A 25,360-nucleotide genomic window follows, 5' to 3' on the forward strand; every position below is an offset into this window, starting at 1 on the left:
CTCGCAGATAAATGACTTTCACTCGAGAAAGGGGTGATTATGTTGGCAAGAAGATTCGGACTTCTGTTTTCTGTTGCTGTTGTTTTGGGCCTGGGTTCGGCCTGTACGACAAATCGAGTGACCAACAAAAACGAAGTGGTCACGCCTGCGGGCAGTGAGCCCAATCTCACGCGTGAAGCCGCCATTCAGCGCGCCTCCCATGTGAGCCAGGTTCATTACGATCTTGAGTTTCAGCTCCGTGAAAAGAAAACCGATTACTCAGGTCAAACCACGATCACCTTTGATTACCAGGGATCTCGCGAACCATTGCGCATTGATTTCTACCAAGGACAAATTCGTAAGCTAATGGTCAACAACAAGGCCCTCACTCCTCAGTACAACGAATTGTATATCGTACTTCCGGCCTCTTCACTCAAAGTCGGAACCAATACGGTCATGATTCAGTTTCAGCGCGCTTTTAGCCGCGATGGTCGGGGCTTTGTTCGCTTTGAAGATCCGGAAGATGGCCGCGTTTACACCTATACCGACTTGGAACCCTATAAACCCAATCGCGTGTTTCCCTGTTTTGACCAGCCGGATCTTAAAGCCACCTACACCATGAAGGTGACGGCGCCAAAAACATGGCACGTTGTCACTTCGGTCCGCGAGTCCGGAATTCAGGACTTGGGCAACGACAGCCGGGTTTGGGATTTTCCCAAGAGCGCTAAATTTTCAACTTACATTTGGTCGCTTCATGCCGGCCCCTATCACATGTGGGAAGACAAAGCCGGAGATATTCCACTGCGTCTATTTGCTCGGGAAAGCCTAGCCAAGTTCGTGAAGACAAACGATTGGTTTACCTTTACCAAGCAGGGGCTGGATTTTTTCCCCAGGTATTTTGCTTACCCCTACCACTACAAAAAGTATGACCAATTGATTGTTCCCGAATTCAACCCCGGGGCGATGGAAAACGTTGCAGCTGTGACCTTTTCCGAAAGGTTCATCAGCCGTGGCCCCAAATCCGACCGCAGCCGCCGTGGCCTTGCCAATACCATCCTCCATGAAATGGCTCACATGTGGTTTGGTGACTTAGTGACAATGAAGTGGTGGAATGACCTTTGGCTCAACGAAAGCTTTGCCACTTACATGGCTCACCTGGCTCTCGCAGAGGCCACGGAGTTCAAAAGCACCGCTTGGCGATCTTTTCATGGCACCAAGCAATGGGCCTACTGGGAAGATCAGCTGGTCACCACTCACCCCATTGAGGCCGATGTTCCAGATACCCGGCAAGCCTTTGCCAACTTTGACGGCATCACCTACGGAAAGGGAGCCTCTGTCCTCAAGCAGGTGGCCTACTTTATTGGCCCGGACAAGTTTCAGAAGGGTGTTCAAAGTTATTTTAAAAAGTACGCAGAAAAAAACACAGAGCTCAAAGATTTTATGGGCGAGCTCGGTGCCGCCTATGGCTCCAGCCTGGACGAGTGGCAAAAACAGTGGCTGCAGACATCTTCTCTGAATACCGTCTCTGTTGACCTCACCTGTGACAAAAGTAAAATCACCGAACTAAAACTCAGTCAGTCCTCTCCGGAAGATCATAATCACCAAAGAGGACACAGATTTAAAGTGGCCCTTTTTGGTTCTAAATCTGGAAAGCTAAGAACAACTGATGTATTTGAAGTGCGACTGACTGAGCCCAGCCAAACGGTGGCCGAAGCCACTGGTAAGGCTTGTCCCATCCTGGTCTATCCGAACTATGAGGACTACGGATACTTAAAGGTGAATCTGGACCAGGTCACGGTCAAGAACCTCCCTCAGTATGTCCACATCCTGAGCGACCCCTTCCAGCGCCAGTTGTTTTGGAGTGCATTATGGGACATGGTTCGCGACAGCAATCTTCACCTCAAGAAGTACGCCAATCTGGCACTTAAGGGCATTGAAAAAGAGAAGGACGAGGACACCCTGCGGGACATCCTCAACTCTTTGCACGGACGTTTTTCCAACTCTGCATCAGTTCTCTATTACATGCCTCAGGGAAGTAAGGAACAGACGCTGGCCTACCAGGCTTTCGCCGAAAGACTTGAGCGCATTTCCTGGAACAGGATGAAGAAATCCAGGGGTGGCTCCGAAAAACAAAAAATCTGGCTTAACTCCGTGATGACAGCGGCTTCCACCAATTTTGGCCTGTCTAACATCAAGGCCCTGTTGGATGGCGATGTGAAACTCAAAGGGCTTCCCATTGACCAAGATAAGCGTTGGTCAATCATTCACACTCTGGCTTCTCACAACTATGCGGGCGCAGCAAAATTGATTGAGAAGGAGTACAAAACGGACAGTTCTGCTGACGGGAAAAAGAACATGATTGCCGCCCAAGCTGCTGTACCCAACTGGGAATCTAAAAAACAGTGGCTTGAAGAGCTGATTAAGAAGGATACGACCTACAGTTTTGATCAGCTTAAAGAGGCTATGTACAGCCTCTTCCCCCGTCACCAGGTGGAAATGCGTGAGAAGTATGCTCCCGAGTTTTTCCAGAACCTGGAGATGATCGCCAAGGAGAGGGAGGGGTTTTACGCTTCCGCCTACACCAATTTGGTTCCTAGTGAATGTTTTGGTGAGAACACCACCAGAATTACCGATTTCCTAAACAAGCACCACGACCTTCACCCGTCCGTGGCCAAGAAGCTCAAGATTTCGCGCCAGGAGGACGAACGATGCCGCAAGATCCGCGAGTTGGCGCTCAAGAAATAGGGTCGCCTGGCTACGGTTCATATTGGCAAAAGAAAAGGCCGCTCAGACTGAGCGGCCTTTTTGTTGTTATCTCGCGTTGCTACTCATCCTTACTGGAACATCTGTACCGACATATTCCGTCCCATAAGATCCTTAATCAAAAATGGATTAATGGATTGGATGGCCGTTCGCTCTGCTGCCTCAGCATGCCCCGTGGAATCAAAATAACCATAAAGAGCCCCTTCCATGTTAATCTGGGGTCTGTACCTGGTATTAATCAGCTTGTCGACCAGGCTCTTAATTGGGCCAGGTGCAGGAACAAATCGAAGTCCAATGTGCAAGAGATCCAGCAACACCCGCATTCTCAGCAGCTTTTTGGGCTCCTGAAAGTCATAAGCCAAGGCCAGAGTGTTGTCCAAAAAGCCTGTTTCCACAATCTTGTGATGGATGTAGCGCTTTTCTCCTGTTGAGGTTGCAACAAACGCCCAGTCAAGACTCCCCAACACCTGCTCGAACTGATCCATATTGTCCTGAAGATTCTCTTCGCCCTTCCTCACATCTTTGGCAAAGTGTTCATTGCCATAGGTCAGCCAGTTGTCCTGGGCCTCTTGGCTTTCCCAAAATTTCCACCAGCTGATGCGGGCCTCATAAATGGAAGAGCGGATACGAGCGGCATCATCTAGAGGGAAGCCCAAATCATCGTCGGAATAGGCATCCAGATAGTGGAGGGTCATTTGTTGATAGAAATTCTGACGATCCTCTACATAACCCAAAACCCGATTGAAAATCCACTGAGCAACAGCTGCTCCGGGAACACTGTCCAGAAAGGACCAGGCAAGGTCGATAAATTTTTTGAGTAACTTCTCGGGTCCTGCCAAGGTGAACCAAAACTTGGAGTCTCCAGGTTTGGCGATCACATAAGGGTATAAAATTGAAGTCTGTAGTTCGTACTCAAATTCATCAATCAGCTTCACAAACTTGGCGTCGCCAAAAATAGCCTCAACATCTAGCTTCGCCAGTTCCTCCAAAGCTGATTCACCTAACACGGGCAAGTCCACTTCTTTCCCATCTGTGTCTTTGACCTTAGCAAAGGTATTCATTTCCTTTTGGAAGGCCTTCGGGTTGTTTTTGATGAGAATCAAAGTATCCTTAAGGAACGAGACATATTCCTTGACCGAAAAGGGCCAGCGGTTTTTTGTCCGCAGCTCGTCCACAAAGCCGTCCTGATTGTATGTCACTTCGATGTGATCGTAGATGGTTTCGAAACCCTTGCCCTGCCCCCAGGCCGCCGGCGCCTGGCTCGCTAGTAAAGCAAGAAAGCCGAAAAGAAACAGCAATTTCTTCATAGTGTTACCTTCCTTGGTTGTCGATGCTAAGACGGAATCCTCCTGATCCCATTCAATATTAAGACTCAAGCCATCTAACTTGAAGATGGACCTCGGGAAACCGGACAAGAGTCGTCGCGGTCCTTGGTCGAACAAATAAAAGGGGAAGGTTGCAAAACCTTCCCCTTGTTTACATCTTAACGTGTGATCTCAATGACTTATTTCTGACGAATCAGGTTCAGTGCTGAACCCGCCTTGAACCACTTGATCTGCTCGGCATTAAAGGTGTGATTCAGACTACAAGTCGCCTTAGACCCGTCTTTATGCTGGATCTCAAGGGTCAAAGTCTTGCCTGGCGCAAAGTCCTGAAGACCGGTTATTGCCACGCGATCCTCTTCCAGAATTTTGTCATAATCGGATGGGTTGGCAAATGTCAGCGCCAGTACACCTTGTTTCTTCAGGTTGGTCTCATGAATTCGGGCAAAGCTCTTAACGATCACGGCGGCTGCGCCCAAATGACGGGGACACATAGCTGCGTGCTCACGACTGGAGCCTTCACCGTAGTTTTCGTCACCTACGATGACCCACTTGTTTCCCTTAGATTTGTAGTCACGGGCAATCTGGGCAAATTCCACATCTGTGTCACCAGTCAAAACATTTCGACCTTTGCCGATAGCACCACCAAAAAAGTTGGTCGCTCCCAAAAGCATATTATTGGAAATGTTGTCTAGATGACCTCGGTACTTGAGCCAGGGCCCTGCAGGACTGATGTGGTCAGTCGTGCACTTGCCCTTGGCCTTACACAGAACAAGCAGTCCGTCGAAGTCCTTGCCATTCCAGGCCTCAAAGGGTGTTAGTAGCTGAAGACGATCAGAGGTGGGCGCCACCTTCACTTCGACACCGGTCCCCTGAGGCTTTTGGTAGCCCTCAGGATCAGTGACAAAGCCAGAGCCAGGGAGCTCAGGTGCTTCGGGTGGAGTCAGTTTAAACTTCTTGCCGTTAGGTGCTTCGATCTCATCCCGGGAAGGGTCAAAATCCAAACGGCCGGCCAAGCCCATCGCCATCACAATCTCCGGACTGCCGATAAATCCCAAGGTCTCAGGATTGGAGTCGTTACGGGCGCGGAAGTTACGATTAAAGCTGGTGACGATGGTGTTTTTCGTTCCCTTTTGCACATCATCCCGGCGCCATTGACCAATACAAGGACCGCATGCATTGGCCAGCACGGTCGCCCCTACCTGATTGAGGATCTCCATTTGGCCATCACGCTCAATGGTCTTTTTGATCTGTGACGACCCGGGTGAAACCAAAAAAGGCTGATTCATTTTGATTCCTGCATCCAAAGCCTGTTTGGCGACAAAGGAAGCTCGCCCTATATCCTCGTAGGAAGAGTTAGTGCAAGAGCCAATTAAAGCTGCAGACAACTGAGTCGGCCAATCATTCTTCTTAGCTGCTTCACGTAACTGACTCACAGGAGTGGCCGCATCTGGCGAGTGAGGGCCCACAAGATGAGGCTCCAGGGTCGAGAGATCAATTTCAATCACCTCGTCATAGAACTTTGCAGGGTTTTGCAGAACGTCCGCATCTGCCGTCAGCAAATCTTTATTGTCAGAAGCAAGCTTCGCCAAAGTTTCCCGTTGAGTGGCATTCAGGTAAGTGGCCATGCGGTCATCATAGGGAAACAGAGAACAAGTCGCTCCCAGTTCAGCACCCATGTTGGTGATGGTGCCCTTGCCTGTGCAGCTAATGGACTCACATCCTTCACCGAAGTACTCGATGATCTTGTTCGTTCCACCCTTAACCGTTAGCTGACCCAAAAGTTTGAGAATTACGTCCTTAGCAGATGTCCACCCAGACATCTTGCCCTTCAGATGAACACCGACGATTTTAGGGTTCTTGACTTCCCAGGGAAGGCCGGCCATCACGTCCGAGGCATCAGCTCCACCCACTCCGACGGCAACCATCCCCAAACCACCGGCATTGGGCGTGTGGGAATCCGTGCCAATCATCAATCCACCGGGGAAAGCATAGTTTTCAAGCACCACTTGGTGAATGATCCCTGCTCCCGGCTTCCAAAACCCAATGTTGTAACGAGAGGAGACGCTGGCCAGGAAATTAAAGACTTCGTCGTTTTCCTTCATGGCCACGGCCATGTCTGGATCCAGCCCCTGGTGGGCCCGAATGAGGTGGTCACAGTGAACCGTTGCCGGGACTGCGGACTCATCCTTACCCGCCAGCATGAACTGCAATAGGGCCATCTGCGCTGTCGCATCCTGCATGGCTACGCGGTCAGGGCGTAAAAGAAGAAAGCTCTCCCCCCGGGTAAGATCTTGACCTTCGGGGTCATCCAAGTGTCCGTAGACAACTTTTTCTGCGAGAGTCAGCTGGCGCCCGAGGCGCTTTTTCACCACGTCCAAGCGGGCACGGGTGGTTTCATAGACCTTGGTCACCATTTCCGGTGTGGTTTCAATCTTAGCCATACGATTGTACTCCTTTTCGAGGACAAACTAGCTAATAACGGCCTGCTGCACAATCTCTAGCAATTCGTGTCAAAGCCCAGACCCCCGACCTGACCGAATTTGACAGAGCCTCAACGACAGGTGAGCCTATTTAGACCTAAAATGACTTTGCCCCGGAGGGAGACAATGCGCCAACTAATACTTACTCTCACACTTCTGATCGGTCTCAGCGCCTACCAAGCCCAAGCAGACCTATTGATCGAACCTTTTGCTGGCTACGAAACCGGCAAGGTAAAAGACAATAACAGCAATGCCGACGCGGATTACAAGGGTATGTCTTACGGACTCCGCCTGGGACTGAAAATGATGGGCTTTGGTGTCGGCGCGGAGTACGGTGGCGGAGCCCTGGATACGGATGAGACCCCCTCAAGTAAGTTTACCTTCAAAAACATGGGGGCCTTCGTCAGCTATGACTTCCCCATTATGCTTCGCGCTTACCTGACCTACTTTTTTGCTGCCGACACCGATATCGACAACACGCCGGTTGCCACACTCAAGGGCAGTGGTTATCGCCTAGGGGTGGGGTGGACCTCTTTCCCCATGGTCACCATCAATTTGGAGTACCTAGTGCGCAATTGGGATGAGGCCGAACAGGGTGGTGCCACCACGAAATTGGACTACACTTCCACAACAACCATGTTGTCTTTGGCCTTCCCCCTTTCCTTCTAATAGGTCACCTGGAGAAAAACAAAAAAAGCCCACTCGAAAGAGCGGGCTTTTTTTGCTCGGTATCTCTTCTGTCCCTTAGACGTAAGATCCAGTTTTAATTTTCTCCAAAATAATCTTTTCCGGCATGATGGGATCTTTTGGGTTCACGGCAAAAATCGCCTGCTGCTCGCAACGAAGCTTTTCCTTGATCAGCCAGTGAAGAATTTTGGCTAATCTTTTATTTCGAGGCGCCACAAAGAAGGGATCATTTTGCAAGACATCGCGGGCCTTTTTTAGAGCCCGAGCCTCACTGGCGTCATTTTCCTTAACGTTGTAACAGTCCAAATCGTACTTTTTTACGTCTTCGGGCAAGACTCCCAAAAAGCGCACATCAGGAGCAGAAAAATCACTGTTACGGATCAGACTGGCAGCCGATCCGGCCTTGAGAGTCCGGTAAATGTTTTGCAAGGTGTAGGCATCCAAGTCTCCGAAGAAGTAGATCGGAATCTTGAGCTGATCCTGAATGGTCTTCACCCAACCACGAACACCGTTACTCGGCACGCCCTGAGCACCCACAACAATACAGTTGTTACGTGCCGTAAAGCCGTTACTCACCAAAGTGTTCGCCGTACCTTCTGACTCGATGACCAAACAAAAATCAATTCTCTTTTTGGCCTTCAATTTAAAGGTTTGGGGGCGGTTCTTAGGCTGAAAAGGTGTGGTTCCCAGCGTTCCCAAATCTACAACCGCCTTGTCTCCGTCTGGCAGAGTCTCCGTCACCACCAATTGCTTGGAAAAAGTCTGACCTCCGCGGTCGTTGGCGTAGCAGTTCATTTCCTCGCGATAAACTTCAAGCATATCGCAGATGAAATCAATCACCGCATCGCTTTCATTCTGCTCGGAAAAATCCAAGGGCTTTAGGAAGTTGTCAGACTTCACACTACCTTTGGCCATATAGTAAAGTTCACGTTTGGTGTTCACCGCCCCGGTCTTCAGATTGTTAAGGAGAATCTCAAGCATAAAAACCGTACGTGCCATTTTTTGAACCGAAGACACATTGAGTTCAGTTTTGACCTTTTTATCTCCGGGCGTGAGAAAACCCACCTTTGGATTGTACATGGAATTGTCTAGGGCACACTTAATCGCCTCAAGAGTCGGCCGCTTGCCCTTTTCCAAATCTGAAAGCATTTGCTCACAAAGAACCTTCGATTCTTTAGGAATGTCCCGATTGAATTCACGGATACGTGCTCGTGTTGCCATTTAATTTCCCTCGTTATTTCTTTTTACGAGCTGCAGCCTTTTTGGCTGTGGTTTTTTTGGTCGTCGCTTTTTTGACCGTGGTCTTTTTGGTTCCAGCCAGTTTTTTGGTGGTCGCCTTTTTCGCCGTGGTCTTCTTGGTACCCGCTACCGTCTTGGTTGTGGTCTTTTTGGTGGTCGCGGCCTTCTTTGTGGTGGTTTTCTTGGTCCCCCCACTGGCTTCGGCTCCTTCCTCACCAGACTCCTCTTCTTCGTTCACGCCTAGGCGCTTTCGCTGCTTGGCCTTTAGAACCTGAAGTTTTTCTTCCGCCTCAGCCAATTCGGTCTCGGCGACTTCAGAGTCACGCCCTAACAGCTTTTGCAGGCCCTGCTCCGCGGCCACCTTCCGTTTGTTAGAAGCGCCCGTGATATGGACAAGGCCCGCCACCAGGATGGGACCAAACTTTTCAATGTGCTGGAGTTTTCTCTCTAAATCTGCGGCCTTGTGCTCGCGCTTAATGTGACGAGACAACTTTTGGCCCGCCTGCATAAGAGCCCGGCGGATCTCCTCCACCAACTCGTCACTGGCATCGATAGTCTCTTTGGAGGCATTTTTAAACTTAATAAATGGAGAGGTCACACTCACCGCGAACACATAAGGTCCGTTGGGCAAACTGTTGCGCGACTGCTGAAGACCGTAGGAACGCCAGTTCACCGACTCCACCGCCTTAGTGATGGCACAAGCAGCTTTGTCAAACTGCAGAGGAACTCGGTTGGCAAATCGCAATAACTGAATACTGGTATCCTCATTGTCAGACGGGCGGTTTAGGAATCGGGCAATCGCCACTTCCACCACCACCGGCTTGAAATCACAGATTCTAGGTCTGCGGGTGACAACACTAAAAAAGTCCACTTCGCCGAGGCGGTGAATACTCTTCGACAGCCCTTCTTCACCAACGGTCAGCACAGACCTGGTTGAAGGATTGGCCAACTCTGTGGCCTGCAAAACCTGAAAGACCTTTTTGAACTCAGCTTCTTTAAATTTAGTCAAACTGGAGCCCAGCAACGGCTTGGGCAGCCCGTTCTTGCTCAAATCCTTAATTGTCCCTTCAGTGACCCGGGAGAATCCCTTGCGCAAAAATCTCTCCAAGGAGATTTTTCCATAGAGATGGGCGTGAGTCATAAACTCACCCAACTTCATGGTGTGAGGGTGAGGCATGGTGGCCGACGGAATTCTCGGTACATCATCAGAAACCCGATCAATGTGGACCCACTCCTTGTCCATGAGCTTGTAATGAAGCGTTAGGTGGGGGTTCACCAGAGTCGTGCCATCTAAATAAGTGATCAAACCGCCATCGCCATTGAGCTGAACCCGGCCATCAATGCGAAACTCAACCCGGGTTCCATGCTCCTTTTCCCAATCTATGGTCTCCTTGTTCTTCATCAGGCCTTTGTTGCCCTTGATATCCACATCGATCTGGACCTGCATGGCCTTGCGCATTTTGTTGGTCTTGCTAATAACCGAAACGCCGGCCGCGTTGGTCAGCTGAGCCCAGGTGGTGGCCGCAGAAATTCCAATCCCCTGCTGTCCACGAGAGCACTGTCCTCGACCAAACTTGGAGGACGCCAAGTACTCACCAAATACTTTGGACAAATCGTTGGGGTCAATCCCCGGTCCATTATCTTCAACGATGATTTCCACTAAATCGGCAGTGCGGGTGGAACCCTTGCCTACCTTATTCACCATAACGGTCAGCTCTGGAGCGATTCCAGCTTCCTCGCAGGCATCCAAAGCATTATCGATGGCTTCTTTGAGCGTGGTTAACACTGCTTTGGTGGGCGATGAAAACCCCACCTGCTGAAGATTTTTGGCAAAATACTCGGCCGTACTACTGGTCGTGATCTTTGACACGGATTGATTTCCTCAGTTCTCGCAAGATGATCTTCAAGGTCTAGTTAACACTACTTTAAGGGGATAAACCCTGGTTTATGCAAGAACAAAACGGAAAGGCCCTCTGGCGCAAGGTGCAATAAGTGGGTGATTTTCATTTGATACGAAGCCTCAAATTCAGCTCTGGGACTGGATTTCTCCGTCTTTGGCGAGGGCCTGTTCCCCGGGTAGCCAATATTTTTTTTCCTGATTACAGGACAGGCAGGCCACCACCACATTCTTCTTTGTGGTCATTCCCCCTCTGACGATGGGAATCTTATGATCCATTGTCAGTTCTGACGAAGTAAAGGACTTCTGGCAGTAATGGCATTTGCCTCGACCCAATTGTTGCCGCCACCACAGGCTCTTACGCAGCTCGCGGGCCTTGGCTCGTTCCCGTTTTTGATGGGCCTCGTCGGCCGGTTCGAAAAAAAATTCCACCCACCTTCAATATCATAGATGACAGCCAGACCCGAGCAAAATTTACGCATAGCATAAAACGTGAGAATCCTTGGCTTTTTGGAGACCCCTCTTGTCAATGCCCTGAATTTTGGGGTAAAAAAACAGCTCTTTTTTGACGTATTTAGGCGTGTAACACTGGGAGGTCAGGTGACTGCCGAACAAATGGAAGCCCGAATCAAGGAAGCCTTCCCCGAAGGGGACGTGGTGGTTTTTGACCTCACCGGCGGACAGGATCACTTTGAAGTTCGCATTGCCACCCCCCAATTTGCGGGCAAGTCACGCATTCAGCAACACCAAGAAGTGATGAAATTGTTTAATGAAGAGCTAAAGACTGGTGAAGTCCATGCTCTGGCGATCAAAACCCTGGTTAAGGATTGAAGGAGACTAATCAATGGATGCCGGAACCAAAGAAAAAATTGAAGGCCTTTTGAATTCCAACAAAGTCGTTCTGTTCATGAAGGGGACCCCCAGCTTCCCTATGTGCGGCTTTTCAGCTCGAGCTGTCGCCATCCTTCAAGAATGCCAGACTGAGTTTGCTTCATGCAACGTGCTTGATGACGAAGAGGTTCGCGCCGGAATCAAGGAATATGGCAACTGGCCCACCATTCCTCAGCTCTATATAAACAAGGAGTTGGTCGGTGGTAGCGATATTATGATTGAAATGTTCCAATCAGGAGAGCTCAAGACCCTGCTTGATAAGTAATCGGGCAGAACGTTCAAAAAAATAAAAAAAGCGCGGCTCTAAGACCGCGCTTTTTTATTTTTTTATCGAGACACACAAAACTTACTCGCCAGCAAATCCCAGCTCAGCAAATACAGCCTCAAACAGTGCCTCAAGACCTTCCATCTCGTCTTCAGTGGGCTCACGCTCAGCTTGAAGAGCTTTGAATACTTGAGTCAGGGACTTTTGGGCATTGCTCACAAGATCAGAGGCCAGGCTAAACAGAGCGGCAAAGTCCACATCCACAAAGCCCTGCTCAACGTCGGGGAATACACCCTTTAGAACCAAAGACTTGATCGACACAGCCTCTTCAGAGGCAGGAGCAAGAGCCAGCTCGGCCTCGTATCCACCACCGGTCAAGGGGGAGATCTTCAGTTCAGCTTTGTAGAAGCCCTTTTTGTTGACGGAATCAATGATCTGTAGAGCAAAGTCGGAGTACTCTTCAAAGAACTCTTTGGGGTTGTCCATCTTCCAGGACAATCCAGCCTCGGTGCTCACTTCAGAGCTGCCGTTACCTTGGCTCAGAGCCAGGTTGACATAGCCCTTGCCGGTATCGACACCTTCGTCGTTTGCGCTAAAAATCACGCTGAGAGCAGAAATGAGCTCTTCAACACCATTGGCAGTCTTGTACTCTTCCGTTTCACCTTTGGTGATTTCTACGGAAAACTCACCATGCTCTTCTTTTTCCAATTCGGCTTTGATGTAGTCATTGACCTTTTTAAGATCAGATTCAGTAATGGGCTTGGCATAGGCAGCGAAAACCATAGAAACGGCAGCCAAAAATGGCACTACTCGACGTAACATTTGTCCCCCTTGTTTGAAATTATGCACTCTCTTGAATGAGCGCTCACAGTTACGTCAGAACGAACCCACTGCCCACCGGACGGTGGCTAGTCGAAGAATTTACAGTGGATTTATCCGATGACCTGGTGCCCATTTGGGCATCAATGAAGGATTTACAGTAACTCACTGATGTTCGCGCATGGCCCTTAACAGGAAGTAAACAGGGCAGAATCCCCAAGATGCGGTCGCCAGCGGATAGAATCCCAGGTAGGCCCAAAAGGGGCCACCAATCATGGCCCAGGTCAACAACAGCAGGCCGAAGATATACCGAAGCACTCGATCCCAATATGCCACATTTTTCTTCATTTTCCTGCCTCCGCTATTCAACCTGATAGATAAAGACGGTGATGACAAGTTCAAATCATTGCCGGTGGTCCGAAGTCCAGCTCGAAAACTCTCGCTCACAATCTACTGGCCAATAGTGACTGTATGTCTATAATTGCAGTATGTCCATCCGCCTGATTTTTCGCGATAAGAAATTCACTCCCATGTTTTGGACTCAGTTCTTCGGGGCTTTTAATGACAATGTCATGAAAAACGCCTTGGTGCTCCTGATCACCTTTAAGAGTGTTTCTCTGATGGGGCTAGAAACCAACGCTCTGGTGGCCGCAGCCGGAGGGATTTTTATCCTGCCTTTTGTATTGTTCTCCACCCATGCAGGTCAAATTGCCGACAAGTTCGAGAAGTCCCAACTGATTCGCTACACCAAGATTTGGGAACTGATGATCATGGTTTTGGCCGGGATCGGCTTTTACTTAGATTCCTACGGTCTATTGCTATTTCTGCTGTTTTTGATGGGAACTCAATCCACCTTTTTTGGTCCCATTAAGTATAGCATTCTGCCGAACCTGGTTCCACCCGAGCGATTGACTGAGGGTAACGCTTATATCCAATCGGGAACATTCGTCTCTATCCTTCTGGGAACTATCGCCGGTGGACTCGCCACCGGACTTGAGGACGCCACAATTGTCATCGTCACTACTTTGATTATTATTGCTTTGTTGGGGCTTGTCGCCAGTTGGAAAATCCCTCCCGTCCCCATGGGGCAGCCGGATTTGGAGTTTGCCTGGAACCCCTTTCCCACCATGAAGTCCTTCTGGGCCATCATTCGGGAAAAAAAGGCCGTGTTTAATTCGGTTCTGGGGATTTCCTGGTTTTGGTTTTTTGGAGCTGGCATCCTGACCGTACTCCCGGTCTACTGCAAAGACTACTTGGGTGTAAATCAAAACGTGGTCACAGCCTTTCTCGCCATGTTCACAGTTGGCATCGGCATTGGCTCTCTCTTGTGTAGCAAGCTCTCTTTTAAACGTGTGGAGATTGGTCTGGTTCCCATTGGCTCACTCGGCATGACCATTTTCCTCATCGACCTGTTTCTTGTTGTTCCATCCTGGACAATGGACCCCACCTACCCATTGGGTATCAAGGAGTTTTTTGGCTACAGAGAGAGCTGGCGGCTGCTGAGTGATTTTCTATTGATGTCGATTTTTGCCGGGTTCTACATCCTTCCCCTTAACACCCTAATTCAAGAGCGCAGTCACTCGGAATCCCGCTCCCGTGTGGTGGCGGCTAATAACATCCTCAATGCATTCTTCATGGTTGTGGCCTCAGTGGTGGTGATGGCCTTTTATATGCTTCATTTTAGCCATCCCCAGGTATTTCTTGTCTTCGCGATACTCAATGCCTTCGCTGCTGTATACATCTACTCAATCGTACCAGAATTCACCTTGCGCTTTTACAGTTGGATTCTCTGTCATCTCATGTACCGCCTTAAAGTTACAGGGGATGAAAACATCCCAAAAGAGGGACCAGCCATCCTCACCAGTAATCATGTGAGCTTTGTGGATTGGCTGATCCTTTCTGCGGCCAGCCCCCGCCCGGTGCGCTTTATTATGTACTACAAGTTTTTTGAAGTTCCTCTTATCCGCCATCTAATGAAGCAGGCACGAGTGATACCTATTGCCGGGGCCAAGGAAGATCCGGAAATTCTCAAACGCGCCTTTGAACAGATTGCCGCTGAACTTAAGGACGGTGAGATTGTCTGTATTTTCCCCGAAGGCAAAGTCACCCACGATGGCAAGATCTCGGCTTTCCGCCCTGGCCTTCTGAAGATGCTAGAGTCCAACCCGGTGCCGGTAATCCCCATGTCACTGACTGGAATGTGGGGAAGTCTCTTTAGTCGCAAGGACAAATCTTTGAGTAAAAAACGGCCGCGTCGTTTTTGGCACCAAATTCAGGTGGATATAGCTCCTCCAATGAACCCTCAAGGGTTTCGCTTGGAGGAGCTGGAAAAAAAGATCCGCCTGATGGCGGGTGATATGGCTATTGCCAATGGGACTGATAGCGGCGGTAGTGCTCCTTCCACATTCCCGACCGACTCTCTATAACTGAAGCCATGACAATGGCTCCAACACCAAGGAAAGCCAGAGTGAGCCAGCTCCACCCGCCCAACCACTCAACTGCCACAAAGACGGTTTGGGTTAGGCCAATGAAACTGGTCAAGGATCCCAGTTGAAAGATTCGCTTGCTCTTACTGCGGAACCCCTCAATGGCCATGACCGAGCCAAAGATAAAAATCATTTGTGCTACGAAGGGGTGATGTCCATCCCATCCAATAACCATTCCAGTGATAGGCAAAGCCAATGCTGTCAACTCGACCAGCGTATCAACGGCAAGGATTTTCGACGCCCTTAGACCGCGAATGAGGAAATAAAAGGGAAAGACCACGAGGAAGGCCTCCCACTCCCATCGAAGATGAAAAACCCCGTCAATGCCCTGGACTAAAGCCGACCAGCCGACCCAAGTGAGAATCCATGAGAAGAACTGCAGCATGGGGAAGACTTGCTGATCCCGAGAACTCAGGTGACTTACCGCAAAGCCTAAGGCGGAGATGCAGACAAAGATAGCGCCAATGACAAAGTCGGATTGCGGGTAGAACAAGCTGCGACCGACGAGAATAGCCATGGGGACCATGAGCAACAAATGTGCATATCGCCGATCACTGCTCATTTGCTTGAGACCTTTCCGTCCTTCCATCCACAAAAAGTGAGCACTTAAGGCCACCTGGATGAGGATCATGATGGCAACAGGAAAGGACTGCCGAGCGGGAATCAACAGCAGTGCACCTGAAATGAAAAACCCAAGAGACAAATCCCTGCCATTCTCCCGATCGAGGGATAAAAATCCACTGAGAACAAGAGGGGTCATTAACGCCACCGCAGAGGTCAGAGCGATGGCCACCTCTATCCAGCTTCCGGCGGAAAACGAAAATATTCCGGGCATTGGTGTTTTGCCGTTGGTCTGTGTCAACCCGTAGATCATCGCACCCACTTGGGACATGAGGGCTGGAAATCCAGCAGCTCCCAAAGCCAAAAGAGTTCGCGCCCCCTTGGTTTCACCCAGTTTGCGGGCGCAGAACACTCCCAGTGCGCCACAGACGACGAGTAGAATTTCGAAGGCCATAAAGCGCCAAAAGCTAGACAGGTGTTGCAATCCGTACATGAGGTAAACCGCGCCAGATCCAATCAAGCTCACACTACCCACCAGGCGCATGAGTTGAGTCCACCGGGCCACACTCCAGTCTCGACCCCATTTCGACTTTTCTTCTGATTTCGGTATCACTGTTTTATTTTCCATGGTTTCCTCCGCTGGTTAGGAGTGAGCCTGGTGGCTCACTCCTGCCCCTGATCCTTGTCTTCAACAAGGGCATCCAAAGCCAATTCCAACTCCACCTTTTCCTCCTCGCTGTCGAGGTTCTCACTCAGAGAGTCCACACAAATGTCACCGGAGTCAGCCGCTGCCTCTCGACGCATGACCTGTAACTCCCACCGATCAAACACGCCTTCGAGATCTTCGGGCACCGGTGTTCCGTCCTGAAAGCTCTTAATCATTCGCGCACGCGCCTCTCGTGAGCTGAGAAGCTTTTGCTTGCGTTTCATTTCCTCAAAACGCTTTTCCACCTGATTCAGGCCACGGCAGAGCTCCACCCTCTGGCTTTCCATTTCTTTGAGCGAACTCTGCCAATGAGCGATGTCTTTCTCTAAACGCTGAGCCCTTTGTACGCAGGCCAAGGCCTTTTCCCTGTCACTTTCAGCATAATTCCTGGCCCGGTCCTGCCAGCGGACCTTTTGCGTGGCGAGAGTTTCGATTCTCTCTTTATATCGATTGATTTCCCTCTCCAAAACCCGAACCCGAAAACGGGCCTCCTGCATCTGACTGGAAAAGCGACGGATGCTTTCCTCAGCCACGGCTTCATGATTCTCCACTTGGTTGAGAAACTCATTAAACTGGGCCGTTAAGGTGGCCGAAATCCTTCTAAATGTAGACATATTCACTCTCCTTTGTTGCCATTAGGATACTCAGCCCAACTCAAATTCACCCTCAAATGCTTGTTACGTTGTAATCTCCAATTGGGAGTCTAGGTTTGAGAATCGCCAAAACCCGTAAATCTCCCAATAGGATAGACGACTACCGTTTTCGAATTTCCAGATGAAATCCTTCTAGATTTTAGTTACAATGTAACAAGGGGGCATCATGGACCTTGGAGAAAGGCTCTTACAGGCGGCAACGGTGGCTGCCCACTCGAATTTTGAGGGCAAAGGATTTCGCCAGAAAGACGTCCGCTTTATGGCGGAACTCATGGCCAACTGGATGGACGCCATGTGGCCGGCAAACCATGGCCAATGGCACAACACCCAGATCATGCGCCTTCTCGAAGGCTTTGTGACCACCGGACTGGCAAAGAAGGCGTCATCCCGCCCACCAAGCTATCGCCTGACCCGGGGAGGCCTGGTGGAGCTCAGCCAAAGTCTCAGCAGCGGACCCTTTCCCCTAAGTGCCAGCGAGTTTTGTTTTCTTCACTACTTCTTGAAGGCATATGGCTCTCGAATTCAGCAACTGATTGCCCGTGAAGGCAGTGGGTTTTCCAAAACCCTGCAACTGGAGATTGAATCCCATTTGGACTACAAGGGACTTATTGCCAACCAACGAAAGGCTCTCCAATTTGCCATCCAACGTCTGCAGGTGCGACAAAAAGAAACCCATGAAACAGCTCAGCTAGTCACCCGCCTGCAAAAGGATGGTTATCCTGTTGAGCACATCATCAATGAGGTGGCCCACCTCTACCCCTACGACCTCAACAACCAAAAGCCCATGGAAGAACTCTTTCGTGAAATACCGCCCGAACTCCGACTTTGGGAGCTGGTGCGCGGCAACCAACACCGTGCCGACACGCTTTGGACTTTGGAAATCAAACTTCTCCAATCCTTTCTGGATCAACTGCCCAAATAGTCCTGTATCAAAGTAAAACAGAGTCAGCAAACCCACTCCCCTTATGCTTTTGGCGACTGCGACCAATATTTTTGCACTTTCTCCAACTTTCCACGAATAGCGCGCTAGGGCAGGTGGGAAAGACCGAGTTTCGGTCTTTCGCCCTCGAATTAGGTCCTCAAAAGGCCGATGTAGATACCAGGTATATTATAGATGAGGGTGGGGTAAAGGGAATGGCGCGTATTCTAGTCGTGGATGATGATCCCGATATTTTGAAAGTGACGGAGAAGGTTCTGTCAGCTTCTTCTCACGTGGTCATGACCGCAGGAGATGCGATGAAGGCCATGGAACTTTTGAATACTGTTCCCTTTGACCTGCTGTTGTCTGACGCCAACATGCCTCACTACTCCGGCTTTGATCTGGTCAAAACTCTGCGTAACGACAAGCGCTTTCATTCCATGTCCATTGCCATGTTGACCGGCCTAAGAGAGCGCAAGGACATTGACCGGGCCATCAAGATGGGAGTTGACGACTACATCGTGAAGCCCATTGATCCGCTCTTGTTCGTCAAAAAGGTGGAGGCCTTGTTTAAGAACAAGCCTCCCATGGAAATGCCTGAACTCAAATTTCCCGAAGGCAGCGAGCTCAAACATGCGGCTCTAATGGTACCTGGAGAAGTGATCTCCATGTCGGAGCTGGGGATGACCCTGCTCAGCCCCCACAAAACGCCAAATGGAATGGTCATTGAGATCAACAGTCCGATTTTTGAACTTATTGGCATTTCCCCTCCCCCTGTTCGGGTTTTATCGTCTGAGCAACGGGAGGACGACGGCAAGTGGCAGGTGAAGGTGACTTATATGGGAGCCACCGAGGCCATGCTACAGAAAATCCGCGCCTGGATATTTTCTAAAAACTCACATCGTAGCCGGACCTCCTCATAACCCAGAGGTAAATATGAAGATTCTTTTAGCTGAAGACGATCCAAATATTTCTCTTATTGCCAAGCTTGCATTGGAGCAGATTGGTGGCCACCAGGTCCACGTTGCCACCAATGGGCGCATGGCTTTGGAAATGGCCTTAAGCTATGACTTTGATTTGATTTTACTGGATGAAATGATGCCCGAGATGAACGGTCTGACGGCCTGTCGCAACTATTACGCTCAAGCGACCAATCCATCGCCGGTGATTTTCCTCAGCGCAAAATCTCAGGAGTCCGACATCAAGGAATTTACTGAAAACGCCTTGGGATTCATTCCCAAGCCCTTTGACCCGGCCACGCTTAACCAGTCCATCAATCGGATTCTGAGTAAGGCCCATAAAGCTAAAGCAGCATGAGTTTAATTCGCTTCCGCATTCTATTCCTAATTACGATTGCCCTGTCTGTGGTGGGGGGATTTGGCTACCTAGCCGTTACCTCCTTTTCTCAATACGCACGCATTCATCAGGACTTGAACACCAGCTTTTACCTGCAGGACAAGACAGAAGCTCTGGATGTCTGGAAGTTTAGCAAGTCGACTCTTGAGGATCTCAAGAACAGTCGCCGTGCTCTCAACCAGGAGCATCGGGCTGAGGCCCTCAGCGATGTCATCCAGGCCTATGCCAATCGCAACCCGACCACTTTGCGCAAAAAAGTGGATCATTTTGTTCGCAACGAACTTGAATTCCGCAAGTATCTGTTTCCACTTGTTGCCTACCTGGAAAAGCGAATCGAGTACTTCAGCCTGATCTCCCTGACCGCCATGATTTTGTCTCTGTTGGTCGTCTATCTGTATATTCGAACCTCGCTCTTTAAGGAGATTTCGACTCTTTCGCGGAAGATGGTGGACTTTCTCAACCAGAGATACACCTACCAGTTCACCGTTCCTTCGCCGAATGAAATGGGCCACCTGCAGGCCACATTTAACTCATTGGCGCAAAAAGTATTAAGTCAAATGGAGGAGCTAAAATCCCTCGACCGGGCCAAGTCGGACTTTCTCAGCATTGCCAGTCACGAACTACGCACACCATTGACCTCAATTAAGGGCTCCTTAAGTCTCCTCAAGACAGGTGTCGTCGGACAAATGAATGAAGCCTGTTCGAACCTGGTGAATATTGCCGAACAGGAAACAGATCGCTTGATTCGTTTGATTAATGACCTTTTGGATTTAGCCAAAATTGAAGCTCGCAAGCTACCCTTGACGAAGCAATGGTCACCAATCAGGGAACTCGTCAAACCGTCTCTAGACGGCATCCAGGGACTTGCTCGAACGGCCGGAGTGCGACTTGTTTCCAGCGACGTCCCATCGGTGGAAGCTCATATGGACAAAGACCGAATTCAACAAATTTTGACGAACCTGATTTCCAATGCCATCAAGTACAGCCCCAAAAATGGGACTGTCCGACTGAGCATCGAGATTGACGAGTCGGATCGGTTGGTTTTCTCAGTGACCGATGAAGGCAAGGGCATTGCCCCTGAGGATCAAGAGCTGATCTTCCAGAAGTTCCGCCAGGCAACCAATGCAGAAAATCCCCTCGTCAAAGGTACTGGATTGGGCTTAGCGATTGCAAAAGCTCTAGTCGAGGAGCACCGGGGGGTGATTGGAGTTCATTCACAACCGGGTTCTGGAAGCACATTTTATTTTACTCTTGGTGAGTGGCGTTTTAGTGTGGAAGAAGAGCAGCAGCTCGACCCCCCAAATCAGACGGGAGTAGCGGCATGAACTTTGATGACATGATGAAAGAACTGCGCACCGAGTACCTGGACAGCCTTCCCGCAAAACTCCGTGATCTGGAAAAATCACTTAGCCAAGAGGATGTGGACTGCCTCCGCGAGGACTTCCATAAGCTCAAGGGAACAGGCAAGACCTACGGCTTCCCCGAGATCTCCGAGCTTGGGGAAGTGGTCGAACGCCTTCTCATCCAAAAGCCCCATTCCTACGCGGAAGTGATTCCCAACGCCATTGGTATCCTTCGGGACATTCATCGAGAGCGATCAGCTTCCCGCGATTTCGATCTCTCCGAAGATGGCCGCTTTCGCAGCATCCGTTCATTGAACCTGTGATTCCCTTGTGGCTCGTGTAAGCCACAGATGGCTTCCACAAACACCATCAGAATACAGCTTGGCAACCATTAGGCTGGACCTTTGCATCTCTAGCTAGAGCCTTAGTTTTGATAATAGCCTTTCATTAGACCACGGAAAAAGTGACGAACATTGACGCCTAGCACTTGGGTTCGGTATCCGCCTTCCTGGACAACAAGTGTCGGTTTTTGCAGACCGCCGATCTGAAACCCGTTTTCCTCAAAATCCCGCGCTAAGAGCTTCCATGTTCCAGTGGGATCTCCCTTGGCCGTATCGAGACCCAAGGCAACTACGACATAAGAGGGATCGAATTTAAGAATCTGCTCCGCGGCCACCTTGAGTGTCTTCAGGTAAGTCGGGCCATCCATTGTCAGTGGCAGGGGATGGTTCACATTGTAATTGAGCCCCAGACCTTCCCCCTTCTCATCCTCAAAGCCTGTAAAATGAGGGTAGGCATGCTCTGGATGGCCATGAATGGAAACCGTCAAAACGTCGGGACGCTCATAGAAAATATTTTGCTGGCCATTCCCGTGATGATAATCCACGTCCAGAATTGCCACCCGCCCATGTTTGCTGAGGAAGTGAGCCGCAATTGCCGTTGAGTTCAAATAACAAAATCCACCAAAAAACCTCCGCTCCGCATGATGTCCGGGAGGTCTCACCAATGCATAGGCTACATTCTCACCCTCAACTAGGGTCTCAGCGGCAGTCAAAGCACAGTCTACCGCCGCCCGAGAGGAGAGATAGGCATTTTGATTTATCGGTGAATAGACGTCCATACAGTAGTATCCCGCTTGCTCTTCCAATCCTAGAGGTAATCTGGCCCGGTTACGGATGGGAAACACATCCGGATACATGGTTTTTTTACCGGCGTACTTGCAGATGTCCTTCAAAAACTGAAAATACTGGGGATCATGAACCTCGGTGATATGAGAGTCCGGAAAGTGTTTGGTCTTTTTCAATTCAAAATAATTGACCTTATCGAGTTCCTTTAGAATGGCATCGATGCGAATCGGCGACTCAACATAGCCCTTTTCAGTGACGTGGTGGATCCGGTGCAGAGGGTTCAAAGTTAATGGGATCTTCTGATCATCGGGAACTTTGTGATAAGTGGATGATGTGATTCTCTGAGGTGAAGAAAGGTGCTTGGGCAGTTTTTCAAAATGGCTTTCCTTGAGAGACGCCACCACCTCCTTAATGTAATCTTCGGAACACTTCTCTGGACCGTGGCTCACCAAAATCGCCTTGACGATTTTTTCCAAGGCTTTGGAATCAGGATGACGCCGGTGGTTGTTGTCGAAAAGTAGATGTAAAGAGGAGTCTCCCCTCCGCCACTTTTCATATTTGGAGTCGATCAACTGAACGGCTCCAAAACGACGATAAAAATTAAGGCGAATCTTGTTTTGTTTTTGCTCCTCATCACTGGCACAGAAGCGGCGATCAATATTCTCACACTCTAGAAACACTCCGATGCACTTGTTTATCAGCGACTGCTCTTTGATTCTCGAATAAAGAGCAGCGCCTATCCCTCGACTCGGAACATCCTTGCTTGACGCAACGTAATCTACAAAAAAGAAGTTTTCCGGGAGAAAATGGGTTGCAATGGCAGCTCCCGACACTAGGCCCTTATTCTCCGCAACAAAAAGATAGTGACGATACACTTTACTATTACTGTTGGCCTTTACAATTTCCACCAGCTCATCCAAAAACTGCTCTTTCATGTAGGGAAACTGAGACAGCAGCAGCAGTTTGGCAGCGTCGATAACCTGGGCGTTGAGTTCAGTGGAATGGTCGAATATCTGTCGGATTTTGAAAGCCATAGGTCGAATATGGCAGATTTGAAATTTTCTGCCAAGTCTATTACTTTGCCGTTCAGTCCCGGGGCTGCCTGTGATAAGACTGCCCTTTGACAGGAGATCCTTATGCCACTGAATGGATTGGACCAAGTCCTTAAACCGGACCAAATCTCAATTGATCAACAGGACCTGGATGTTTACGGTAAGGACTGGGCCAAACACATCAAGTCCAATGCCCAGGCAGTGGTCTTTCCCACCTCAACAGAGCAGGTTCGAGACCTGGTCCTGTGGGCGAGAAAGACCCAAACAGCTCTCGTCCCTTCGGGAGGCCGCACTGGAATGAGTGGTGCGGCCGCTGCCGCCAATCAGGAGGTCATAGTTTCCTTCGACAAGATGAATAAAGTCCTCAGCCATGACTCTATCGACCGCACTGTCACCTGCCAGGCTGGGGTGGTCACCGAGCAACTCCAGAATTATGCTCTGGAACATGATTTTTATTACCCCGTTGATTTTGCTGCCCGGGGTTCAAGTCAGGTCGGCGGCAATATTGCCACAAATGCGGGTGGGATTAAGGTTCTGCGCTATGGATTGACCCGAAATTGGGTGGCAAGCCTCACAGTCGTAACGGGTCAAGGGCAAGTCCTTCACCTCAACAACTCTCTGGTCAAGAATGCCACGGGCTATGATCTCAGACACCTGTTCATTGGGTCTGAGGGCACCCTGGGATTTGTTACTGAAGCGACCTTTTATGTAACCAATCCGCCAAAGGCACTTACGGTCTTGTTGTTTGGCGTGGAAAATCTGGATGGGGTTTTGAGTATATACCAATCCTACCGCAAACAAGTGCCTGTCACTGCTTACGAGATGTTTACCGAAGAGGCATTGGCTCACGTTCTTAAGCAGGGACACCTCAAGCGGCCTCTCAACCAAACAGCTCCCTACTATGTGTTGATCGAGTTTGAATTAGAGAGTGACGATACTCTCGACCACGCCATGACACTTTTTGAAGAATGCGTTGAGAATGGCTGGGTCATCGACGGAGCCATGTCACAGAGTCCACAGCAGGCAAAAGAATTTTGGCGCCTGCGTGAAGACATATCGGAAGCCACAGCCCCATTTGAGCCCTATAAGAACGATATTTCCGTGCGCGTGGCTGACGTCACCCAGTTTCTCACCGAGTTGGATACGTTGATCAAAACAGAATACCCAACTTTTGAGGTTATTTGGTTTGGTCATATTGGCGATGGCAATCTTCACATCAACATCCTCAAACCCAAGGATTTGACCAGTGATGAGTTCCTTAAAAAATGTCACGAGGTCGACAAGCATATGTTTGAAATGATCGCCCGCTTCAAGGGCAGCGTCTCGGCCGAACACGGTGTGGGTCTCACCAAAAAACCCTACCTGCACTACACTCGCAGTGAGGAAGAGATTCAGCTCATGCGGGAAATCAAAAAGGTTTTCGATCCGGATGGGATCTTGAATCCAGGTAAGCTTTTTTAGGTACCAAGTCCCTTTTTCAGAAGCGGTGCAAGAAAAGCGCAGACTAGGTCTGAGCTTTTCTTGCACCGCTTCTGAAAAAGGGACTTGGTACCTAAAAAAGCACCCGGGTCTTGATTGCCGTTGGCAACTGGCGAACTTCGTCAGCCACCCTCTCCGCTTCGCCTTTTTCCATATCCATGATCAGGTATCCAATATTGTTATCCGTCGATAGGTACTGAGCCAAAATATTGGCGCCATGGTTAGACACAATACTGTTCACGTCACGCAGAACCCCAGGGACGTTCCGATGGACGTTGATCAGGCGCCGAGCACCTTTGCTGGGAGGAACATCCAAATGAGGAAAGTTCACCGAGCCTGATGTGGACCCTAATTTCAAAAAGCGAATAAGGCTGTCAGCCACTTCGGCACCAATGGCTTCCTGAGCTTCTTCTGTGCTCCCCCCCACATGGGGAGTGAGAATCACATTGGGCATGTTTTGCAAAGGGCTAGAGAACAGCTCCTTGTTGTTGGCTGGCTCCTCTGGGAACACATCAATAGCCGCACCACCAATGTGGCCCGACTTCAGAACTTCCACCAACTCGGAGATCTGCACCACAGTCCCACGGCTGGCGTTAAGCAAGTAGGCACCCTTTTTCATTAGCTGAAGCTCCTCTTTGCCAACCATGCCTTTGGTCAGAGGGGTCTCGGGAACATGAAGAGTGACAAAGTCTGATTGCTGAAGAAGCTGATCTAAGCTCTCCACCGCCCGGGCATTTCCAAGAGGAAGTTTTTTAATAACGTCATAAAAGATGACCTTAAAGCCTAGCGATTCTGCAAGCACACTGACTTGCGAACCAATATGACCATAGCCGACAATACCCAAGGTTTTCCCACGCACTTCGCGGGCTCCGACGGCGCTCTTCATCCACACCCCTTCATGGGCGCGCATGCTTCGCTCACCCAATTGGCGTGAAAGAGCAATGAGTTCACAGATAATCAGCTCGGCCACACTTCTGGTGTTACTATAGGGAGCATTAAATACGGGCAATCCATTTTGATTGGCCACATCAAGGGCCACCTGATTGGTGCCGATACAAAAAGCCCCAATGGCAAACAGCGAACCATGATTCTCCAACATCCGAGGCGTGATCATGGTCTTGGAGCGAATACCCAGTGCCTGATAATCACCAATGCGAGCACACAGCTCGTCTTCAGTGAGAGATCCATTCTCCACATCGACCTGAAATCCGGCGTCTTCCAATAGACCGCAGGCTACGGGATGGATGTTTTCTAGCAAAAGGATTTTGTATTCGTTCATTGCAAGGCGGGAGGCCATTTACACAAGCTCCGGTCTGAATTTTTTCCAGATACT

The 25,360-nt window shown here is 49.7% G+C and carries 22 protein-coding genes; 11 read left to right on the forward strand and 11 right to left on the reverse strand.

Going from position 1 to position 25,360, the window contains the following annotated elements; genetic code table 11:
• Nucleotides 1–39 precede the first annotated feature (39 nt).
• Entirely contained in the window at nt 40–2,724 is a 2,685-nt protein-coding gene (gene pepN / locus H6624_09145) for an aminopeptidase N (protein MCB9084500.1), read from the forward strand.
• An 89-nt stretch (nt 2,725–2,813) separates the two neighbouring features.
• Here pepN and H6624_09150 read toward each other — a convergent pair whose 3' ends face one another.
• Complete coding sequence (locus H6624_09150) at nt 2,814–4,049, reverse strand: hypothetical protein (protein MCB9084501.1); 1,236 nt, start codon at nt 4,047–4,049, stop codon at nt 2,814–2,816.
• A 197-nt stretch (nt 4,050–4,246) separates the two neighbouring features.
• Complete coding sequence (locus tag H6624_09155) at nt 4,247–6,508, reverse strand: aconitate hydratase (GenBank protein ID MCB9084502.1); 2,262 nt, start codon at nt 6,506–6,508, stop codon at nt 4,247–4,249.
• A gap of 165 nt (nt 6,509–6,673) precedes the next feature.
• Here H6624_09155 and H6624_09160 point away from each other — a divergent pair, with 165 nt between their 5' ends.
• Complete coding sequence (locus H6624_09160; GenBank protein MCB9084503.1) at nt 6,674–7,216, forward strand: hypothetical protein; 543 nt, start codon at nt 6,674–6,676, stop codon at nt 7,214–7,216.
• Nucleotides 7,217–7,291: 75 nt separating this feature from the next.
• On the opposite strand, the gene H6624_09165 is transcribed toward H6624_09160, so the two are convergent.
• From H6624_09165 to H6624_09175, 3 genes are all read right to left on the reverse strand, one after another.
• Nucleotides 7,292–8,455, reverse strand: coding sequence for a DNA topoisomerase VI (locus H6624_09165; GenBank protein MCB9084504.1), 1,164 nt, complete (start codon nt 8,453–8,455; stop codon nt 7,292–7,294).
• A 13-nt stretch (nt 8,456–8,468) separates the two neighbouring features.
• Nucleotides 8,469–10,343, reverse strand: coding sequence for a DNA topoisomerase VI subunit B (locus H6624_09170; protein MCB9084505.1), 1,875 nt, complete (start codon nt 10,341–10,343; stop codon nt 8,469–8,471).
• A 156-nt stretch (nt 10,344–10,499) separates the two neighbouring features.
• Nucleotides 10,500–10,802, reverse strand: coding sequence for an HNH endonuclease (locus H6624_09175; GenBank protein ID MCB9084506.1), 303 nt, complete (start codon nt 10,800–10,802; stop codon nt 10,500–10,502).
• 168 nt (nt 10,803–10,970) lie between these two features.
• Here H6624_09175 and H6624_09180 point away from each other — a divergent pair, with 168 nt between their 5' ends.
• Together H6624_09180 and grxD are read left to right on the forward strand one after the other, a co-directional pair.
• Nucleotides 10,971–11,201: a BolA family transcriptional regulator gene (locus H6624_09180; protein MCB9084507.1), complete on the forward strand. Its 231-nt coding sequence runs from the start codon at nt 10,971–10,973 to the stop codon at nt 11,199–11,201.
• Between the two features lie 13 nt (nt 11,202–11,214).
• The gene (gene grxD, locus H6624_09185; protein ID MCB9084508.1) at nt 11,215–11,526 is read left to right on the forward strand and encodes a Grx4 family monothiol glutaredoxin; all 312 of its coding nucleotides are present in this window, start codon (nt 11,215–11,217) and stop codon (nt 11,524–11,526) included.
• An 81-nt stretch (nt 11,527–11,607) separates the two neighbouring features.
• On the opposite strand, the gene H6624_09190 is transcribed toward grxD, so the two are convergent.
• Nucleotides 11,608–12,348, reverse strand: a complete 741-nt coding sequence (locus tag H6624_09190) for a hypothetical protein (GenBank protein ID MCB9084509.1) — start codon at nt 12,346–12,348, stop codon at nt 11,608–11,610.
• A gap of 162 nt (nt 12,349–12,510) precedes the next feature.
• The gene (locus H6624_09195; GenBank protein ID MCB9084510.1) at nt 12,511–12,693 is read right to left on the reverse strand and encodes a DUF2892 domain-containing protein; all 183 of its coding nucleotides are present in this window, start codon (nt 12,691–12,693) and stop codon (nt 12,511–12,513) included.
• Nucleotides 12,694–12,833: 140 nt separating this feature from the next.
• Here H6624_09195 and H6624_09200 point away from each other — a divergent pair, with 140 nt between their 5' ends.
• Nucleotides 12,834–14,771: an MFS transporter gene (locus tag H6624_09200; GenBank protein MCB9084511.1), complete on the forward strand. Its 1,938-nt coding sequence runs from the start codon at nt 12,834–12,836 to the stop codon at nt 14,769–14,771.
• Here H6624_09200 and H6624_09205 read toward each other — a convergent pair.
• Together H6624_09205 and H6624_09210 are read right to left on the reverse strand one after the other, a co-directional pair.
• A complete protein-coding gene (locus tag H6624_09205) occupies nt 14,707–16,020 on the reverse strand; it encodes a hypothetical protein (protein MCB9084512.1) in 1,314 nt (437 codons plus the stop codon). The two genes, H6624_09200 and H6624_09205, sit on opposite strands and share 65 nt — an antisense overlap.
• A 35-nt stretch (nt 16,021–16,055) precedes the next feature.
• A complete protein-coding gene (locus H6624_09210) occupies nt 16,056–16,712 on the reverse strand; it encodes a PspA/IM30 family protein (protein MCB9084513.1) in 657 nt (218 codons plus the stop codon).
• Nucleotides 16,713–16,917: 205 nt separating this feature from the next.
• On the opposite strand from H6624_09210, the gene H6624_09215 reads away from it, so the two are divergent.
• The 5 genes from H6624_09215 to H6624_09235 all read left to right on the forward strand — a co-directional run bounded on the left by H6624_09215 (nt 16,918) and on the right by H6624_09235 (nt 20,692).
• Nucleotides 16,918–17,673: a hypothetical protein gene (locus tag H6624_09215; GenBank protein ID MCB9084514.1), complete on the forward strand. Its 756-nt coding sequence runs from the start codon at nt 16,918–16,920 to the stop codon at nt 17,671–17,673.
• A gap of 212 nt (nt 17,674–17,885) precedes the next feature.
• Nucleotides 17,886–18,593: a response regulator transcription factor gene (locus tag H6624_09220; protein ID MCB9084515.1), complete on the forward strand. Its 708-nt coding sequence runs from the start codon at nt 17,886–17,888 to the stop codon at nt 18,591–18,593.
• 13 nt (nt 18,594–18,606) lie between these two features.
• A complete protein-coding gene (locus H6624_09225; protein MCB9084516.1) occupies nt 18,607–18,987 on the forward strand; it encodes a response regulator in 381 nt (126 codons plus the stop codon).
• Entirely contained in the window at nt 18,984–20,351 is a 1,368-nt protein-coding gene (locus H6624_09230) for a HAMP domain-containing histidine kinase (GenBank protein MCB9084517.1), read from the forward strand. The genes H6624_09225 and H6624_09230 overlap by 4 nt, the downstream gene beginning before the upstream one ends.
• A complete protein-coding gene (locus H6624_09235; protein MCB9084518.1) occupies nt 20,348–20,692 on the forward strand; it encodes an Hpt domain-containing protein in 345 nt (114 codons plus the stop codon). Before H6624_09230 ends, H6624_09235 begins: the two co-directional genes overlap by 4 nt.
• Nucleotides 20,693–20,793: 101 nt before the next feature.
• On the opposite strand, the gene H6624_09240 is transcribed toward H6624_09235, so the two are convergent.
• Nucleotides 20,794–22,530 carry a histone deacetylase family protein gene (locus H6624_09240; protein MCB9084519.1) on the reverse strand — a complete coding sequence of 579 codons (1,737 nt, stop codon included), beginning with the start codon at nt 22,528–22,530 and terminating at the stop codon, nt 20,794–20,796.
• A 102-nt stretch (nt 22,531–22,632) separates the two neighbouring features.
• Here H6624_09240 and H6624_09245 point away from each other — a divergent pair, with 102 nt between their 5' ends.
• Nucleotides 22,633–24,009 carry an FAD-binding oxidoreductase gene (locus H6624_09245; protein MCB9084520.1) on the forward strand — a complete coding sequence of 459 codons (1,377 nt, stop codon included), beginning with the start codon at nt 22,633–22,635 and terminating at the stop codon, nt 24,007–24,009.
• 91 nt (nt 24,010–24,100) lie between these two features.
• On the opposite strand, the gene serA is transcribed toward H6624_09245, so the two are convergent.
• A complete protein-coding gene (gene serA / locus H6624_09250) occupies nt 24,101–25,306 on the reverse strand; it encodes a phosphoglycerate dehydrogenase (protein ID MCB9084521.1) in 1,206 nt (401 codons plus the stop codon).
• Nucleotides 25,307–25,360 lie beyond the last annotated feature (54 nt).

The sequence above is a fragment of the Pseudobdellovibrionaceae bacterium genome (genome assembly GCA_020635075.1).
In the GTDB taxonomy this organism is placed as follows: Bacteria; Bdellovibrionota; Bdellovibrionia; order Bdellovibrionales; family UBA1609; genus JADZEO01.

Bases quoted from the DNA above. Each gene is read 5' to 3' on its own strand.
- pepN (MCB9084500.1), top strand. From the start codon at position 40: ATGTTGGCAAGAAGATTCGGACTTCTGTTTTCTGTTGCTGTTGTTTTG.
- H6624_09150 (MCB9084501.1), bottom strand. From the start codon at position 4,049: ATGAAGAAATTGCTGTTTCTTTTCGGCTTTCTTGCTTTACTAGCGAGC.
- H6624_09155 (MCB9084502.1), bottom strand. From the start codon at position 6,508: ATGGCTAAGATTGAAACCACACCGGAAATGGTGACCAAGGTCTATGAA.
- H6624_09160 (MCB9084503.1), top strand. From the start codon at position 6,674: ATGCGCCAACTAATACTTACTCTCACACTTCTGATCGGTCTCAGCGCC.
- H6624_09165 (MCB9084504.1), bottom strand. From the start codon at position 8,455: ATGGCAACACGAGCACGTATCCGTGAATTCAATCGGGACATTCCTAAA.
- grxD (MCB9084508.1), top strand. From the start codon at position 11,215: ATGGATGCCGGAACCAAAGAAAAAATTGAAGGCCTTTTGAATTCCAAC.
- H6624_09190 (MCB9084509.1), bottom strand. From the start codon at position 12,348: ATGTTACGTCGAGTAGTGCCATTTTTGGCTGCCGTTTCTATGGTTTTC.
- H6624_09195 (MCB9084510.1), bottom strand. From the start codon at position 12,693: ATGAAGAAAAATGTGGCATATTGGGATCGAGTGCTTCGGTATATCTTC.
- H6624_09200 (MCB9084511.1), top strand. From the start codon at position 12,834: ATGTCCATCCGCCTGATTTTTCGCGATAAGAAATTCACTCCCATGTTT.
- H6624_09205 (MCB9084512.1), bottom strand. From the start codon at position 16,020: ATGGAAAATAAAACAGTGATACCGAAATCAGAAGAAAAGTCGAAATGG.
- H6624_09210 (MCB9084513.1), bottom strand. From the start codon at position 16,712: ATGTCTACATTTAGAAGGATTTCGGCCACCTTAACGGCCCAGTTTAAT.
- H6624_09215 (MCB9084514.1), top strand. From the start codon at position 16,918: ATGGACCTTGGAGAAAGGCTCTTACAGGCGGCAACGGTGGCTGCCCAC.
- H6624_09220 (MCB9084515.1), top strand. From the start codon at position 17,886: ATGGCGCGTATTCTAGTCGTGGATGATGATCCCGATATTTTGAAAGTG.
- H6624_09225 (MCB9084516.1), top strand. From the start codon at position 18,607: ATGAAGATTCTTTTAGCTGAAGACGATCCAAATATTTCTCTTATTGCC.
- H6624_09230 (MCB9084517.1), top strand. From the start codon at position 18,984: ATGAGTTTAATTCGCTTCCGCATTCTATTCCTAATTACGATTGCCCTG.
- H6624_09235 (MCB9084518.1), top strand. From the start codon at position 20,348: ATGAACTTTGATGACATGATGAAAGAACTGCGCACCGAGTACCTGGAC.
- H6624_09240 (MCB9084519.1), bottom strand. From the start codon at position 22,530: ATGGCTTTCAAAATCCGACAGATATTCGACCATTCCACTGAACTCAAC.
- H6624_09245 (MCB9084520.1), top strand. From the start codon at position 22,633: ATGCCACTGAATGGATTGGACCAAGTCCTTAAACCGGACCAAATCTCA.
- serA (MCB9084521.1), bottom strand. From the start codon at position 25,306: ATGAACGAATACAAAATCCTTTTGCTAGAAAACATCCATCCCGTAGCC.